General features: G+C 66.4%; 13 protein-coding genes. 6 read left to right on the forward strand and 7 right to left on the reverse strand.

All coding sequences use genetic code 11. The features are described from left to right. Positions 1 to 113 precede the first annotated feature (113 nt). Positions 114 to 1,100, forward strand: a complete 987-nt coding sequence (locus MKK88_RS01600; protein WP_243996842.1) for an outer membrane protein — start codon at positions 114 to 116, stop codon at positions 1,098 to 1,100. A gap of 342 nt (positions 1,101 to 1,442) precedes the next feature. Here MKK88_RS01600 and MKK88_RS01605 read toward each other — a convergent pair whose 3' ends face one another. From MKK88_RS01605 to MKK88_RS01630, 6 genes are all read right to left on the reverse strand, one after another. After that, positions 1,443 to 2,042 carry a hypothetical protein gene (locus tag MKK88_RS01605; RefSeq protein ID WP_243996843.1) on the reverse strand — a complete coding sequence of 200 codons (600 nt, stop codon included), beginning with the start codon at positions 2,040 to 2,042 and terminating at the stop codon, positions 1,443 to 1,445. A gap of 763 nt (positions 2,043 to 2,805) precedes the next feature. Further along, a complete protein-coding gene (locus tag MKK88_RS01610; protein WP_243996844.1) occupies positions 2,806 to 3,345 on the reverse strand; it encodes a class I SAM-dependent methyltransferase in 540 nt (179 codons plus the stop codon). A 106-nt stretch (positions 3,346 to 3,451) separates the two neighbouring features. Further along, positions 3,452 to 4,048, reverse strand: a complete 597-nt coding sequence (locus MKK88_RS01615; RefSeq protein WP_243996845.1) for an SIS domain-containing protein — start codon at positions 4,046 to 4,048, stop codon at positions 3,452 to 3,454. A 325-nt stretch (positions 4,049 to 4,373) separates the two neighbouring features. After that, positions 4,374 to 5,384, reverse strand: a complete 1,011-nt coding sequence (locus tag MKK88_RS01620) for a GHMP kinase (RefSeq protein ID WP_243996846.1) — start codon at positions 5,382 to 5,384, stop codon at positions 4,374 to 4,376. 18 nt (positions 5,385 to 5,402) lie between these two features. After that, positions 5,403 to 7,301, reverse strand: coding sequence for an HAD-IIIA family hydrolase (locus MKK88_RS01625; RefSeq protein WP_243996847.1), 1,899 nt, complete (start codon positions 7,299 to 7,301; stop codon positions 5,403 to 5,405). Between the two features lie 10 nt (positions 7,302 to 7,311). Next, positions 7,312 to 8,283, reverse strand: a complete 972-nt coding sequence (locus MKK88_RS01630) for an NAD-dependent epimerase/dehydratase family protein (RefSeq protein ID WP_243996848.1) — start codon at positions 8,281 to 8,283, stop codon at positions 7,312 to 7,314. A gap of 430 nt (positions 8,284 to 8,713) precedes the next feature. On the opposite strand from MKK88_RS01630, the gene MKK88_RS01635 reads away from it, so the two are divergent. Next, on the forward strand, positions 8,714 to 9,619 hold the full coding sequence (locus MKK88_RS01635) for an outer membrane protein (RefSeq protein WP_243996849.1): 906 nt from the start codon (positions 8,714 to 8,716) through the stop codon (positions 9,617 to 9,619). Positions 9,620 to 9,660: 41 nt separating this feature from the next. Then, the gene (locus MKK88_RS01640; protein ID WP_243996850.1) at positions 9,661 to 9,900 is read left to right on the forward strand and encodes a hypothetical protein; all 240 of its coding nucleotides are present in this window, start codon (positions 9,661 to 9,663) and stop codon (positions 9,898 to 9,900) included. Positions 9,901 to 10,173: 273 nt separating this feature from the next. On the opposite strand, the gene MKK88_RS01645 is transcribed toward MKK88_RS01640, so the two are convergent. Beyond that, entirely contained in the window at positions 10,174 to 10,722 is a 549-nt protein-coding gene (locus MKK88_RS01645) for an HNH endonuclease (RefSeq protein WP_091716345.1), read from the reverse strand. Positions 10,723 to 11,285: 563 nt separating this feature from the next. Here MKK88_RS01645 and MKK88_RS01650 point away from each other — a divergent pair. The 3 genes from MKK88_RS01650 (at position 11,286) to MKK88_RS01660 (ending at position 16,845) form a co-directional block, all read left to right on the forward strand. Continuing rightward, positions 11,286 to 14,006 (forward strand): DUF3772 domain-containing protein, encoded by a 2,721-nt coding sequence (locus tag MKK88_RS01650; protein WP_243996851.1) that lies wholly within the window; start codon positions 11,286 to 11,288, stop codon positions 14,004 to 14,006. 117 nt (positions 14,007 to 14,123) lie between these two features. Next, positions 14,124 to 14,597, forward strand: a complete 474-nt coding sequence (locus MKK88_RS01655; RefSeq protein WP_243996884.1) for a CAP domain-containing protein — start codon at positions 14,124 to 14,126, stop codon at positions 14,595 to 14,597. A 472-nt stretch (positions 14,598 to 15,069) separates the two neighbouring features. Further along, on the forward strand, positions 15,070 to 16,845 hold the full coding sequence (locus tag MKK88_RS01660) for a glucan ABC transporter ATP-binding protein/ permease (protein ID WP_243996852.1): 1,776 nt from the start codon (positions 15,070 to 15,072) through the stop codon (positions 16,843 to 16,845). Positions 16,846 to 16,969 lie beyond the last annotated feature (124 nt).

The raw sequence follows: 16,969 nt of genomic DNA on the forward strand, positions 1-16,969 counted from the left end.
AGCCTAAGACTTAACGTTAAGCCGGATTTAAGACGTTACCCGCATTCTTCACAGGGTAAACCCCGAGCACGCACATGGAGTGTCGGGCTCACGAGTTCAGTAAAGGAATTCTTATGGCCCGCTCCAAGCTCAACGCTTTGGTGCGTAGCCTGACGCTCGTAGCGAGCGTCGGCGCGCCCTGCCTCGCCGCTGCGGCGGACCTGCTGCCCCCGCCTCCCCCTCCTCCCCCCGAGCCGATCGAAGTCGGCGGCGGCTGGTACCTGCGCGGTGACGTCGGCGCCAGCGTCTACACCCGCCCGAAATACAGCGAGGCCTACGATTACACCGGCTATCCGGACGCCAACCGGTCCTTCGGCAACGTGATCGGCGGCGGTGGCTTCGCGGGCGTCGGCGTCGGTTATCAGTTTACCCCGTTCTTCCGCGGTGACATCACCGGTGAGTACCGCTACGCCACCGGCCTGCGTGGCAGCGAGTACTACCGCGGCCCGGATTACGATGATGGCCTCGGCTCCTACGGCGTCAACAAGTCGAGCGGCAACTTCGACTCCGCCGTGGTGCTGGCCAACGCGTATTTCGACCTCGGCACGTGGTACGGCATCACGCCGTTCATCGGCGGCGGCGTCGGCTACGCCTTCAACCACGTCTCGTCCTACTCGACCAACCAGCAGTTCACGAGCCCGAGCTACGGCTACGATTACGGCAACCCGGTCTATGGCTGCGATTGCGGTGCGCCGTCCTACAACTACAAGCCGGTTTACGACGCGAACGGCAACGCGGTGTACAACACCAACAGCGGCAGCAAGTTCTACAAGGACAAGACCAGCGGCAGCTTCGCCTGGGCGCTCCATGCCGGTCTCGCCTACAACGTCACCGACGCGCTCAAGATCGAGCTGGCCTACCGCTACCTGAACCTCGGCAAGGCCGAGACCGGCGCCGGCTACGTGCCGTGCTGCACCGGAAGCCTGCAGGCGATCAAGGTGAAGGACATCGAGGCGCACGATGTGAAGATCGGCCTGCGCTACTACCTCGGCGGCGTCGTCGCCGCCCCGCTGCCGCCGCTGATGCCGGAGCCGGTCGGCCCGCTGGTGCGCAAGTACTGATCACATCCCGAACGCTCTCCGCCGCCGTGGATATGGGTTCGGCGGAGCGCGTGTCAGATCCCAGACCTGAAACCGCGCCCGATCGCACCGATCGGGCGCGGTTTTCTGTTGTGGTTGCGGATGTAGTCCATTCAAGTCAGTCCGTCGTAGCGATCACGTTCACGCTTGGCGATGGAACTAAGCCGCTACACACCGCTGGCCGGAGCCGAGATCGGGCACGACGCTCGATGATGTGCTCAACGACTGAAGGAAGAGAGGAATAGGGGGCGCCTTGGTCGGCGTTGCCGTCGAGATGCGGCGTTTCAGCAATCTCTCGGGAGGCAAGGCTTACAGATTTGAAACTTATAGGCCTTCATGCCTCCGGAAGACGACAGCGGGATCGAGGTGAGTCGCGCGGATTTTGAGATTGCGCGCCGCGGGTCTCCTGCATCCACGCGATTTCCACTGCAAATGCGCCGAGCGAAAGTCCCATCGGCGCAGATCGGCGGTGCGTCCCGGCTCAGGCAGTTGATTCTGCCACGACGGAAGGAACTCCCTGCTTCCTATTACTGCGAGTTGTGCAAAATAGGCCCCGGCGATCTTGGCGTATATATCCTTGACGCGCTCGGCCTCTGGCGTGTTCGTCCTGCGGCCATGGTCGTGGTGAACCTTCGGCCCACGCAGCATCACGCCGGTGTATCCCGCCTGTGAGGCGCGGTGAGCGGTCATGAGATCGTTGCTTTCGAGTGGGCCAACGTGACGGACACCGCCCGTCGCGGCAAGAACTTCGCGCAGGAAGAACATATTCGCTCCTTGAACCGCGCCGGGAAAGATGAAGCTCTTGGGTGGAAGAAGCATCCCCTCTTGGAAGATCCACCATTCCGTGTTGGCGATACCGAAATCCAAGTCTTTAGAGAACCGAGTGATCTCGCCGCTGCCGTGCTGAAAGACACGCGGATTCAATTTGGCCTAAAGGGTCCTCAGATATGTTTCCTCTATATAGCAATCGTCATCAGTGAAAATGGTGAGTTAGTCGTCGTAAATACTTATTCCGGCGTTCTGCGCTTGGGCAAGTCAAGGATCTGCAGTCATCACCTATTTGACGGCGAACGGAGCAGATTCGGCGTACTGTTTGAAGACTGTAGGGGTCGCATCATCCGGAGCCGACCCCACCGAGACCAGCTCGGCGTCAAAATCCTGCATCGGCTTTGTGGGTAAGCGCCGCAAGGCCACAGAAAGTTGCGGGACTCGTTTGTAAGATGCGATGATGATTGATGTCTTCAGCGTTACGGTATCTCAGGAAAGACGATATCGTTCGAAGAACACCTGCCAGATATGGCTTGTTTATTTGCAAGCCAGAGGTATTTTCTGTATCTAAAGGTTTACGAATTTTATCTATGCGACGTGTTCGATGGGAGGTGGCGAAACCGCTGTTCGATGCAGCCCCTGCACGCGCAAAAGTCTTCGCCGGGCGCCATCCCCTCGTGTGGCCCACCATGAGACGCCAAACGATTTGAAGGCCAATTCGCTGTTCCTGATGCAGCCGGACATCCGTTACGGCATCCGGCGGAACCCTGGCGACAAACGCCTGGGACCGATCGGCAAAGAGGAATGGCGTCCTCCTTGCAACTGCGCGCGAACCAGACGCGGCCCTTGCGTCAGGCTCCATCCGATCCTCATCCGGGCGGATCGTGGCGGGGCGCGGTACTCCAACTGCAGGCCGGAGTTATGCTCGCGTCTGACAATAAAGGTGCGCATCGTGAGGGCGGGACATGCGACGTCGTGCGATGCTCCTGTCTTGGAATGGCTGTAGACCGTATTGAGTTTCCGTAAATCCAGCTTCGTTCAGAGCCTGATCGAGCTTTTCTCGATACCAGCCGGATTTATGTTCATCCCCAGGCCAGCGCTGCCAACCGTACAGCGTACAAAAGACGTGATCGATGGAAAACTGAATTTGCTTTCCATCAAAATGATCAACGACATATCGACACCAAACCGGAATATCAGGGACGTCGAACAGAAAAACGCCGCCCGGTTCCAGCAATCTGCGCACCTTGTCGAGCGTCATGCTGAACTGCTCATAAGTCAGATGTTCCATCAGGCCAAGCGCGATGACTTCTTCCAGGGAGTGGTCTGGGAGGTCGATTTCCCAGGGGTTTCCTACGATATCCACCCCATCAAAGGGATTTATATCGTTGTGCAAGTATCCTGGAGTTTGGTTTATCCCACATCCAAGTTCAAGCTTTTTGAGAAGTCGTTCGCTCAAAGCCCGTTAGTCCTCATCTTGAATAGTCGAATACGTAGGGAGTTATATCGAATGGCACCGCATCCGTCATTGCCTGCGCCTGGAAGCTTGATCGATCGGGATTCAATCACGCACGGTCTTCGTCCTCGGTCTGGCAGAGAGCCTGCATGACGATGTGCCCGAAGATGGCGTGAACATCCTCGGCGATCTGCATGTCGTCGACCTGCGCCCAGACGACATGCTTGGCGAGCGGCTTCACCTTGCCCCCGGAGTACCCAACCAAGCCGAGCGTCTCGCAGCCGATCTCATTGGCGTAGCGCACGGCACGAACGACGTTCTCGGAGTTTCCACTTCCGGAAATCGCGACCACAAGATCCTGAGGGGTCGCGATGTTGCGAAGCTGCGCGACGAAGACGTCGGCGTAGGACATATCGTTCGCGTAGGCCGTCACGATGCCCATGTTGTCGATCAGGCTCCGCCCGCGGAAGGGCCGCCGCGTGGCCTCGAACACGCCCTTGCTCCAGTCGGTCGCGAAGTGGAGCGCCGTGATGGCGCTACCGCCGTTGCCGAGCGTGATGATCTGCCCGCCCGCATGCCAGACACGGCGGATGACCGCGATCGCGCGATCGATGTCCTGGGGGTTCATTGTCCCCAGGATGGTCGTCAATCGCCCGAGATAGTTGGATGCGAAGGAGCGTCCGAGCACGGCGTCGTACGGGTTCATTGAAGAGTTCCTGTGCGACAGAAACAACCAGCCCGAAAACAGAGCTCTACCAAACGCATCTCTGTAGGTTGGAACGTCCGGATTCGGCCACCGATCAAAGCATCCGTCCTGCCAATGGCACGTGGAAACGTATCTCAACGCCCAGAAAGGTACCTGATTCAAGCGGCGTGCTGCCTGCGGAACGTCTAGAACGAGACGTGTAGGAAAATCAACTGGACATTTGCAGAGGTATTGCGAGGTTTTAATATAAATTCTCAATGTAATAGCTGTGATATCCGTCGTAAACCAAAAAATTTGCTTCGATAAGGCGGCTATGAAGCAACGTTTACCTGAGATCTTGTAGAGCTTCCATATTTGGATTGTAGAAAATAATCCGGCTGCCGAGCAGTTCGAAGTTGAATCGAATCGGCCGCAGGTGGCTCAGGGCTTCGGCGATCGCCGGGTGGCGATCTTCGGGTGCGTAGAACATTAGGAAGCCGCCGGAGCCGGCACCGAGGATCTTCCCCCCGAGGGCGCCGGCCTGCTTCCCCAGCGCGTACCACGCGTCGATCTCCGCCGAGCTGACGCCGCTGCTGAGCGTCTTTTTCAAGTTCCAGTTGTCGTCCAGGATCTGTCCGAAGGAATCGAGGCTGCCGCGCTGCAGCTCGTCCCGCAGCTGATAGGCGAGCTCCACCATCCGGATCAGCGCCCCGCGCTTGGCCTGATCGCTCGCCACGGCCTGCGCCTGCTCCTGGAGGATGCCCGACGCGCTGCGGGTGAGCCCGGTGTAGAACACGATGATGCGGCGCTCGAGGGCCTGACGCTGCGCCGCCGGCATGATGACCGGCGACACGAGCACGCTGTCGTCGGCCTTGAACTCGATGAGGTTCAAGCCGCCATAGGCGGCCGCATACTGATCCTGCTTGCCGATCGGCGCGCCGCAGCGCTCGATCTCGATCTCCGAACTCAGGCGCCCCAGGTCGTCGGCGGAGATGTGCCGGCCCAGATAGGCGCTGACCGCGTTCAGAAGACCGACGGTGAACGTGCTGGAGGAGCCGAGCCCGGTTCCCCGCGACGGGATGTCGGCGATCGTCGTGATCTCGACCCCGCCGGTGACGTTGAGGCACTCGAAGGTCGCGCGCACGAGGCGATGCTCGATCTGATCGACCGACTCGACCTCCTCCGTCTTCGAGTAGGCCAAGCGAATGCCGCCGTCGAACTTGCGGTTGATGTTGACGTACACGTACTTGTCGATGGCGGTGCTCAGGACCGCCCCCCCGTGCCGACGGTAGAAGTCCGGCATGTCGCTGCCGCCGCCGACGAAGCTCATGCGCAGGGGGGTTCGACTGATGATCATGAGGGTGCGGTCGGGATTTCAGGAGAAGCAGGAGTCGAGGGCGAGGCGCAGGGCGGCGCCGTGGCCCGCCCGCTCGACGAGCGGAAATTCGTCGCGCTGGCGCGCGTCGTAGACGGCGGCAGCGGTGGCGCGCTCGGCGAGCCCGCGGTCCATCAGGTCGGCGATCACGCGCGCGCGGCGGCCGGCCTCGTCGGTGCCGAGATGGATCGTCAGCACGCGCCGGTCCGTCGGCAGCGGTCGCAGCAGGGCCGGCACGCCTTCGAGGATCACCACGGTGTCGGCCCTCAGGCCGATCGTCTCCCCGGGGCAGCGCACACGCCGCCGCCTGTCGTAGAAGGGCAGGTCGAGTGCGGTCGCGCCACCCTTGAGCCACGGATCCAGGGCGGCGGCGGCGGCGTCGATATCGAAGCGGCCGAGCAGGCCCTCCGTCCGTTCCGCCTCCGGTCGGATCCATGCATCGAGCGGCAGCACGGCGGCGTCGCGGCCGGCGCGGCGAAGGGCGTGTGCCAGCACCGCCGCGACCGTGGACTTGCCCGCCCGGGCCGGCCCACCGATGCAGACCAGATCCCTCGGTCGCACCCCGTCCACGAGGGCGGCCGTTTCCGCCTCGATCCGTGGATGAATGTCGAGGATGAACGCGGCGGCGGCGGCGATGTCGGGGACGGTGAAGTCCGGGCGGACCCGGGACTTGCCGTCGCGCCCGCCCTCGCCGGTCAGGACGAGGATCGACCGGACGGCGGCGTTGCGGGCCGCGCCGAGGTCGCTCGTGCTGTCGCCGATCATCCATGAGCGCGCGAGATCGGCGTTCAGATCCCGGGCGGCCTGAAGGATCAGTCCTGGCTCCGGCTTGCGGCACCCGCATGCGACCTTCAGCGCGCCAATCTCGCCCGGAAAGCCGGCGTCGGGATGATGGGGGCAGACATAGAGGCGATCGACGAAGGCGCCGGCTTCGCCCAGCACCATGTCGAGCTTGGCGTGGATCGCGTGCAGGCCCTCCATCGCGCATTCCCCGCGCGCGATCACGGGCTGGTTGGTCACCACGGCGACCCGGTGCTCGGCCTCGTTGAAGCGCCGGACCGCCTCCACCGCGCCGGGCAGGAGGACGAGATCCTCCGGCCGGCGCACGTAATCCCGCAGGACGTTAAGGGTGCCGTCCCGGTCGACGAAGACGCAGGCCTGCGGCACGCGGTGGCTCGCGCGCGCCACCACGCCGCCCCGGAGGTGCGCGCGCACCGTGTCGAGCCGCTTCGGCGTCCCGAGATCCTTGATGTATTCGAAGCTGGTAAAACCCTGAAGGAACGCCCCCCGCTCGAGCAGGGCGGGAAACAGGTCCTGCGCGAAGTCGGCCGGCGTCGGGAAGTCCCGCCACGGGTCCAGGGCCCGCTTCTCGATGGCGTAGAAGGCGGCGTTGACGAGGTTGGGCCGCAGCGCACCCGGCGGATGCGGCTTGGGCAGGAAGGCGGTGATGCGACCGTCCTGGACCGCGACGAGATCCGAATCGGCGGGGTGGTCGTTGGGGTGGAGGAACAGCGTCGCGTCGGCCCCGGCTTCCACATGCACCGCCAGGAATCGAACGATGTCGATGTTGAAGAGCGTGTCGCCATAAACGACGAGGAATCGGGCTGCCAGCCGATCGAGGCAGGCGAGCACCGCGCCCGCCGTGCCCCGCGGCGCGCCGTCGTCGATGAGCGCGAGCCGGGCGAGGCCGAAATTCGTCCGCGCCGCGCAGAACGCCGCGATCTGGTCGGCCGCGTGGTTGACGAGGATGACGACATCGTCGACCCCGTGGTCCCGCAGGGTGCCGATCTGGCGTTCCAGGAGGGGGACGCCCTCGACATCGACGAGCGGCTTCGGTCGGCCCTGGAGCCGTTCGGCGAGGCGCGTGCCCTTGCCCCCGGCGAGAATGACGGCCTGCATCGCGGGCGCCTCAGCGGCGGCCGAGTTCTTGCGCGACGATCTGGTCGACCGCCCGCCGTACCGCCCCGATCGAGTCGTGCTGCGGGCGCCAGCCGAGGGCGGCGAGCCGGTCCGTCGCGTAACGGAAGCGTGGCACATCGCCGACCCAGCCGCGTCCGCCGGTCCCGTAGCGGATCTCGGCCCCCGGCGAGACGCGGTCGCGCACCGCCTCGGCGATCTCGCGGACCGTGACCCCCCGATCGGGTGGGCCGACATTGAAGACGTTGTGCCGGCCCTGCGCCTGCGCGGCGATGAACAGCATCGCATCGACGAGTTCCTCGACGTCCAGGTACGCCTTCCTCTGCGTGCCGTCGCCGAGGACGTCGAGCCTGTGCGGCGTGGCCCTGAGCTTGTCGACGAAGTCGATGAGGACGCCGTGCGTCGCCGGCACGCCGACGACGTTCGGAAAGCGGAAGACGTTGGCCTTGGGCAGGAAGGCTTCCACCGCGGCGCGGATCTGCGCCTCGGAGGCGAGCTTCATGGCGCCGTAATTCGAGATCGGCTCGAGCGGCCCGATATCCTCGTGAATCACGGTCTCGCCGTGATCCCCGTAGATCGCCGAACTCGACGCGAAGTTGAGCGTGGGGATCGAGAACTCGCGCATCAGGACCAGCGTGTTGAACGTGGTCAGGAATGTCCGCTGGAGATCGATCCGCGGATCCGCGATGCCGGCCGGGATGTCGGAATTGGCCGCCAAATGCCAGATGGCGGCAATGCCGCCGTCGTTGACGGTGGTATCCAGCGCAGTCCGGTAAGCCTCGAGATCGGCACAATCGACGATGGCCGAACGGAAGCGCGGCTGATCTTGAAGCGGAGCCCAGAAATCCGGTCGCCCGCGGGACATGTCGTCCAGGGCAAATACCGTTTCCCCGAGATCGATAAGCCGGCGAATCAAATTTGTGGCAATAAAACCGGCTCCGCCCGTCAGTACATGAAGAGACATATCTTCAATTCCTCAGGGTCGAGCTGTGTTGTTCGTTCGACCAGACGCCATTTTAAAATCGGCGCGGTCCGTTCTTCGATTCGAAGATCGCACGTAACTTGCCGATGGCGGCCCCTTACTGGCAAACGGCAACGGATTCAACGGGTGAATGATGAACGTGGCTCGTGCCGGGACGGGCCAATTCGGACCGGCCACGACCGGCGAAGGCCCGCTGTGCCGTCCGTGTTTCAGGGTCGCCGTGCGGGCCCGGGACGGCGCCGAAGCCATATCCGGCGTCGTTCGATGTAAGCCGAGAGAGCGCCGGTAATACCGATCGAACACAATTGGGATTTGAAGACCGGTATCGAGCAACGGATGATTAAGGTTACTCGACTATCACGGTGCCGAGGCTCGATCCGCCGATTATCGCTTCAGTTCCAGGACGATCCCGATGCGTACCGTCACCTTCCCGCTGCTGGCGGTTCTCGGCCTCTGCAGCGCCAACACCGCCCGGGCAGCCGACCTGGATTACGATTACCTGCGCGGCGCCGATTACGATCCGGTTCCCGCTCCGGTCCGGGTGATCGACTGGAGCGGCGTGTATGTGGGCGGCCATGGCGGCTACACCTCGGCGACGCTGGGCAGCAAGGGCGCATTGCAGCCCCTGATCTATCGGGATTCACACAACACCACGGGCGAGTCCGACTTCAGCGCCTCGACCCTGCTCAGCCCGCCATCGCGGCGGGTCGGCGCCGCGAGCTTCGGCGCCTTCGCCGGCTACAATGTGCAGTTCGACCAGTTCGTCTTCGGCGTCGAGGCCGATTACACCTATTTCGGCAAGATGGGGGTGTCGCGCGACAGTGTCGGCCGCATCCTGACCACGGCCGCCGGCGTGTATGAAGCCGTGGACCTGGGTGGGGCCACCGCCACCCGGGTCAATGATTACGGCACTTTGCGCGCCCGGATCGGCTACGCGTTCGAGAACTTCATGCCCTACGTGACCGGCGGCGTCGCCATCGGCCGGGCCCGCATCGCCGATTCGACCGCCTACCAGAATTACGGGTTCAACCTGACCGCCTACAACGCCAATCTGGCCGGGACGCCAACCGCCGTGACCCGTTTCGGCTACGCGAGCTTCGATCCCAGCGCGCCCTACAGCGGCACGCCGTTCACGTCGATCCAGGCGCAGTCGCGGACCAAGGTCGTCGCCGGCGTGGCGGGCGGCGTCGGCATCGAGTACGCAATCACCCCGAACATCCTGCTGCGTGCCGAGTATCAGTACGTGCTGTTCAGCGATTTCGACGGCCACAAGGTCAACCTGAATACCGTCCGCGCCGGTGCGGCCGTCAAGTTCTGATGCGGTACGGTCCGATGATGCTTGCCGGTGGGAGCCTGTCCATGCGTGGTCGTCGCCGTCTCGCGGTCGCCGTGGCCCTGCTCGCCGCGGGACCCGTCCTGGCCTCCCCCGCCGCTTGGCCCGGGGACCGGACCGAGGTGCGCGTCATCCGCCATCACCGGGTCCGCCCCGTCCCGGTCGTTCCCGTCGTCCCGCCACCCGTGCTGGTGCGGGACTACCTGCCGCGCAACCACAACGTCCCGCTGTACAACGAGCCACCCCGCTACGGGCCAGCTTGGTGAGAGGGGCGCCCCGCCCGGCTTCTCGCACCGATCAGGATCGTGGGGTCCGGGACGGCCGGGGTTGCCAGCGCGTATCCCTGTAGAGGTCGCCGACACGGCAGGAGAGGCCGGCCGACGGGATGTCGAGGCGGTCATCGGGGCCCGTCAGAGTCCGGACTTGCCCATCCATCCCGCGCGTGTCGGGCATGAACCACGCCGGAAACGCGGTCCTGGTCCGCCACGATGATGGCCTGACAGGGTATATGGGCGCGATACAGTTACGGCACGCCCGCCTCAGCTCTCCAGCTCGCTATCCCAGTACAGGTAGTCGAGCCACGTGTGGTGATACTGCCGGTGGTCGAATTCGGGCTGCCGGTGGTGCAACTCGTAGCGGGTCGGCCGGCGGGGCTCGGTCATCAGCGGCATGTCGGCCTCGGCCGGGGTCCGGTTGGCCTTGCGCAGGTTGCAGGGCGAGCAGGCCGCCACGACGTTCTCCCAGCTCGACAGGCCGCCCCGGGAGCGCGGCACCACGTGGTCGAAGGTCAGGCCCCCCGAGGGCAGCCGGAGGCCGCAATATTGGCAGCTGAATCCGTCGCGCAGGTAGATGTTGTAGCGCGTGAAGGCCGGGCTGCGGGCGAGCGCCACGTAGTTCTTCAGCGCCACAACGCTCGGCACCCGCAGGGACCGCGAGGGCGAGCGCGCCTCGACGTCGTAGCTCGCCACCAGGGTGACCCGGTCGAGGAACAGGGCCGTGAAGGCGTCCTTCCACGACCAGAGGGAGAGCGGATTATAGGAGAGCGGCCGATAATCCGCGTTGAGGACGAGGGTTTGGAGATCCATCATCGGCGCGACTCTTCGGACTATCTTTGACGCGGATAACGCGCGGGACCGCACCATCGCCCCACCGGCCCGTCCGAACCGGCCCGGGGCCGATGCAGGACGGGCCGGCGCGCGACGCGGCGGCTGGGCGGGAGAAGACGTGTTGCGGGACGACTGGGCGGGAGAGGCGGACGGAACAACAGGGCGGCGGGCCGGCGCGCGGGGGCGCCAGTCGAGGCGGTCAGATCCAGAACGCGGCCGGGCCGGGCCGGCACGATCGCCGGCCATGCCCTTCCGCGTGAAGACGAAAAGGCCCTGTCCATCAGGTGTTCATCTAATCCCAGCGTGACACCCTTGTGAAGCTATTCCCGCAGGGCCGAGGGACGCACCCACAGGGCGCACCCAGAGCGCAGACGCGCAGCCGGCGGTGCGATCGGATCCGGCCCGGATGGGCAGGGGCACGGTTTCGCCCCATTGCTCCCCCAGAGCGCCGGGTCGCCAGGAGGCCCGCCCGGTCCCCTATCGCCGCCGATTCGCCGATGCCGGAAGCCGACCGCGCGTCCGGCGCGCCCGACGAGAGGTCGCCCATGATTCGTACGCCAGCGCGTACCCCCAGGCCGGATGGCGACGCACGCCCGTTCCGCCGGCCCGCCCGCTTCGCAGCCTACTGGGCCACCCTGATGCTGGGCCTCACCCCGGCCGCCTCCTTGCCGGCCTCCGCCCAGGCGCCGGCTCAAGGACCCGCGCAGGCCCCCGCCCACGCGCCGGCCGGCAAGCCGACGGAGGCCAAGCCTGCGGCCGACGCCAAGCCTGCTGCCGATGCCAAGCCGGCCGATGCCAAACCCACGGAGGCGAAGCCCGCCCCGGTGCAGACGGAACTCCCGGAGCAGTTCAAGGCTGTGCGGGCGAAGCTCGATGCCGCCAAGGTCGAGCTCGACGCCCGCGAGAAGCAGCTCGGGCATACCGACCTGACGGTGGCCGACCTCACCGCCATCCGCGACAGCGCCGCCACGGTCACCGACGAGATCCGCGGCCTGGTCACGCGGCTCGACGCGCCCCTTGAGGCCGCCCGGGAGCGGCTCACGCAGCTCGGGCCGAAGCCCAAGGACACCCAGGAAAGCCCGGAGGTTGCCCAGCAGCGCGCCGAGCGCGAGGCCGCCGTCACCCGGATCGACGAGACCCAGCGGCTCGCCCGCTCCCTGGTGGTGCAGGGCGACCAGATCGTCGATCGCGTCTCGAACCGCCGCCGCGAATCCTTCACCCGCGACCTGCTCCAGCGCTCCCAGCCGCTGATCGGACCGGGCCTCTGGGCCAAGGTGATGGCCGACATCCCCCGGGACACGCGTGCGCTTCAGAGTGCCGTCTCTGACATCGGCCTGCTGTTCGGCCGCAACGGCAGCCTCGGCAACCTGCTGTTCCTGGGGCTCGCCTTCGGGATCTCGGTGGCGCTGTATTTCGGGCGGCGCAACATCGCGCCCCGGGGCGCCCACCGGGACCTGGGCAAGACCGATCCGTCGCGGCGGGCGCGGCTGCTCGCCGCCTGGCGGGTGATCCTGCTCGGGACGGTGCCGGCGGTGGCGGGTTCCTACGCGGTCTACTACGCCCTCGACGCCACCAACCTCCTGCCGTCCCGGCTCCTGCCGGTGGCGGCCGCGATCTCCGGCGGGCTCGCCTTCATCGCCTTCGTGGAGGCGCTCTGCGACGGGCTGCTCAGCCCCGAGAAGCCGGCGTGGCGTCCCGCCCCCGTGGGCGACGCGGCGGCCACCCGCCTGACGCGGCTGGCGGTCGGCATCGCCACGGTGGTGACCGTGGTGAAGTCCGTGGAGGCCCTGAATTCCGGGATCTCGGCGGCCCTGCCGATCTCCATCGCCACGCGGGGCCTCGGCGCGGTGGCGACCGCCCTGATCCTGGCGATCGGCCTGCACCGCTTCGCCGATACCGAGCAGGAGGAGGAGGCCTGCTTCGGCCCCTACGTGCCGACCAAGACCACCACGGGCATCGGCGGCCCGGCCCGGCTCCTCGGCTGGGCCGCGGTCGGCGTGATCGGGCTCGGCGCGCTGGTCGGCTACGTCGCCTTCGCGACCTTCCTGATCGACCAGCTGATCTGGGTCGCCTGCATCCTGGTGCTGCTCTACCTGCTGGTGCAGAGCGTCGACATCTTCATCGGCAAGGCGCTCAGCGACGAGACGCGGCTCGCCACGGCGCTCCAGGCCAATACCGGCCTGCGCAAGCGCTCCCTGAACCAGATCTCGGTCCTGGCGACCGGCGCGGCCCGGGTCGTGCTGTTCCTGGCGGCGGCGGTCCTCATCCTGGCGCCCTGGGGGCTCGATTCGACCGACATCGTCTCGTCGGTCCGGCAGGCCTTTTTCGGCTTCAAGGTCGGCGACGTCACGATCTCGCTGTCGAGCATCGTGCTGGGGATCGGCATCCTGGTGGTCGGCGTGTTCATCACCAAGGGCGTGCAGCGCTGGCTGGAGAACACCTACCTGCCGGCGACCGACCTCGATGCGGGCCTGCGCAACTCGATCACCACGGTGGCGGGCTATTGCGGCTTCCTGCTCGCGCTGGCGCTGGCCTTCTCGTATCTCGGCCTGAGCCTCGAGAAGCTCACCCTGGTGGCGGGCGCCCTGTCGGTCGGTATCGGTTTCGGCCTGCAGTCGATCGTCAACAACTTCGTCTCGGGCCTGCTGCTCCTGTGGGAGCGGCCGATCCGGGTCGGCGATCAGGTGGTGATCGGCGATTCCGAGGGCATCGTGAAGCGGATCTCGGTCCGCTCCACCGAGATCCAGACCTTCGACCGCTCGGCCGTGATCGTGCCGAACTCCAACCTGATCTCCGGCGTGGTGAAGAACCGGGTGCGGGGCGACCGCTCCGGCCGGGTGAGCATCACGGTCAGCGTCCTGCGCAACCAGGATCCGGTCCGGGCCGCCGAGATGATCACGTCCTGCGCGACGGCCCATCCCGACGTGCTGCGGGAGCCGGCGCCCCGGGTGGTGTTCAAGAAGATCGGCGATCCGTTCCTCGAATTCGAATTGCTCGTCTGGATCACCGACGTCAGCCTCGGACAGAAGGTGCTGACCGACCTGAATTTCTCCGTGTTCTCGACCCTGGTGGAGGCGGGCTTCATCCCGCCGCTCGGCCCCGGCTCCAGCATCGTGACCGTGCAGGGGCTGGACACGATGCAGAGCGCCATGGGCGAGATCGCCAGCCGGTTCGGGCTGGCGGCGCCGGCCGCAGCACCCGCCGCCGAGGCCGGGGAGGGGGCCCGGACGCAGCAGGGTCGCGGCTTGCGGAGCGCTGGCGGCTGACGCGGCGGGTGCGGATTCGCCAGACCCTGCCTATATGGCTGAGGCATCCGAACCGGTTGCCGCAGCAGGGACCTTGAGAACGTGGGCGGACGAAGCGTGAGACGGACCCTGCGGCGGATGGCCTGCCTGCCCGTGCTGGCGCTTCTCGGCTCCTGCGCCGCCCAGGCGCCGGCCTCCTCGGCGCTGCCGAGCATCTACCTGCCGCTCGCCAACAACAGCGCCCATATCGACGTGGAGGCGGCCCGCGACATGATCTCGTCCTACCGCCGCAACCGCGGCGCGGCGCCGCTCACCGTCGATCCGGAATTGCAGCGGCTGGCCGAGGCCGAGGCGGCGTCGATGGCGCTGGCCGACCGGCCGAGCAAGGCGCAGACCGTCAAGGCCGCGGTGGAGCGGCTCGGCTACGCGGACGTGAACGCCAATCTCTCGGCGGGCTACCACACCCTGGCCGAGGCCTTCTCCGGCTGGCGCGAGAGCGCGCCGCACGACGCCACGATGCTCGACCCGAAGGCCACCAAGATGGGGATTGCCACCGCCTACGCGCCGGGTTCGAAGTACAAGGTCTACTGGGCGCTGCTCACCGCCAAGTAGGGCGGGCCTCCTGCGGCAGCCCCTCCACGTCCGGTCCCGGGGCGGCGCTGCCTTGAGCAGCGTCACCGTCACCCACCGGTTGGCCGGCCGGTAGGGGTGTCTGGGGACATCGGCTCGGTTCGGACGCGTCGGCGCCGCCCTCGCGCACGATCGACCCGAGGGTAGCCCGGGTGCGGTTGCGAGATCCCTGGGGCGGGCGCCCGATGCCGGATCGTCCAGGGAAATCGGGCGCCGGATCCGAAGCCCGCCGGGCAGCCCACAGGGTTGGTAACCTTACTGAACGAACAGTAAAGGCGCCTGTTTCCAGTCTGTGTCGTCCCGTCATCGCCCGTTCAGGCAGAAGCTGGCATACACCTGTCGTACGAGGGGTTTGGCGGCAGGACCAGCGACACGGTCGGCCGGCCGAGCCTCGTTAAGAGATGGCGCAGGACCCGGGTCACACGGGCCGCGCCAGGGGTGGCGGAGCGGTACGATGGTTCGTCTCTACGGGCGGGTCCTGGGGTTCCTGAAGGCGGAGCGGCGGCTGGCGGTCGGCTTGGCGGCGACCAACGTCGTGCTGGCGATCGCGGCCTTCGCCGAACCCTTGCTGATGGGCCGGATCATCGACCAGCTGACCCATCTCCAGCGCGGCGGCAACGCGATGGCTACGATGCTGCCCCTGCTCGCCGCCTGGGTCGCGTTCGGCTTCTTCACCATCGCGGCGGGGGTGTTCATCGCGCTCCACGCCGACCGGCTGGCCCACCGCAACCGCCTGTCCTCAATGGCGAGCTACTTCGAGCACGTCCTCGACCTGCCGCTCGCCTTCCACTCGGCCAACCATTCGGGCCGGGTGCTGAAGGCGATGCTGGAGGGCACGAACGGCATGGCGTGGCTGTGGCTCGGCTTCTTCCGCGACCACCTCGTCGCCCTGGTCTCGCTCGGCGTGCTCCTGCCGATGACCCTGTTCATCAACTGGCAACTCGGCTCGATCCTGGTGGTGCTGGTGCTGGCCTTCACGGCGCTCACCACCTTCGTGATGCGCCGGACCGAGACGCTCCAGGGGCAGGTCGAGGAATTCAATTCGGGCCTCGCGGCCCACGCTTCGGATGCGCTCGGCAACGTCGCGGTGATCCAGTCCTTCACCCGCGCCAAGGCCGAGAAGGACGCGATGCGCGGCATCATCACCAACCTGCTCGCGGCGCAGATCCCGGTCCTGTCCTGGTGGGCGCTGGCCAACGTGGCGACCCGGGCGTCCGCGACCATCACCATGACGGCGATCTTCGTCACCGGCATCTGGCTCTATCAGGCCGGCACCACCACGGTGGGCGAGGTCGTGGCCTTCATGAGCCTCGCCACCGCCTTCGTGGCGCGGCTCGACCATGTGGTCGGCTTCGTTAACGGTCTGTTTCAGCAGGCGCCGAAGATCGCCGAGTTCTTCGAGATCTACGACACCGTGCCGGCGGTGGCCGACCGGCCGCATGCCCGGCAGGTGGCACGGTTCGAGGGCGCGGTGACCTTCGACGACGTGACCTTCTCGTATGACGGCAAGCGGCAGGCACTCGACGGCGTCTCGTTCACGGCGCGGCCCGGCGAGACGATCGCGCTGGTGGGCACCACCGGCTCGGGCAAGTCGACGACGCTGGGCCTCCTGCACCGCAGCTTCGATCCGGCCTCCGGGGCGATCCGCATCGACGACATGGATGTCCGCGACATCGGTCTTGCGAGCCTGCGCCACAACATCGGCGTGGTGTTCCAGGAGCCGATGCTGTTCGCCCGCTCGATCCGCGAGAACCTGCAGGTCGGCCGCCCCGACGCGACGGATGCCGAGATGCTCGACGCCCTGGAGCGGGCCCAGGCCAGCGCCTTCCTGGCGCGTCAGCCGAACGGGCTCGACACGGTGATCGGCGAGCGCGGCCGGTCGCTCTCGGGGGGCGAGCGCCAGCGGCTCTCGATCGCCCGGGCGCTCCTGAAGAACCCGCCGATCCTGATCCTCGACGAGGCGACCTCGGCGCTCGACGCCGCCACCGAGCGCAAGCTCCAGGGCGCGCTGGAGGCGGTGATGGAGGGGCGGACCACCTTCGTGATCGCCCACCGCCTCGCCACGATCCGCGACGCCGACCGGATCCTGGTGTTCCACGAGGGCCGGATCGTCGAGGCCGGCACCTTCGACGCGCTGGTGGCCGAGGGCGGCCGCTTCGCCGAGCTCGCCCGGGCGCAGTTCATGGTGACCGAAGCCGATACCGAAGAGGGGCTGCCCCTGGCGGCGTGAGGCGCGCGATCACCGCGATCCTTCGGGTTGCACCTTCGGGTGCAGCCCGGTCGCGTTCGACGGGCTGAGTGCGCCCGTCGCAGCCTGCGTTTCGGGACCGGCATTCGGCGGAGGACGATCGGGT

The sequence above is a fragment of the Methylobacterium sp. E-005 genome (genome assembly GCF_022829725.1).
GTDB lineage: Bacteria > Pseudomonadota > Alphaproteobacteria > Rhizobiales > Beijerinckiaceae > Methylobacterium.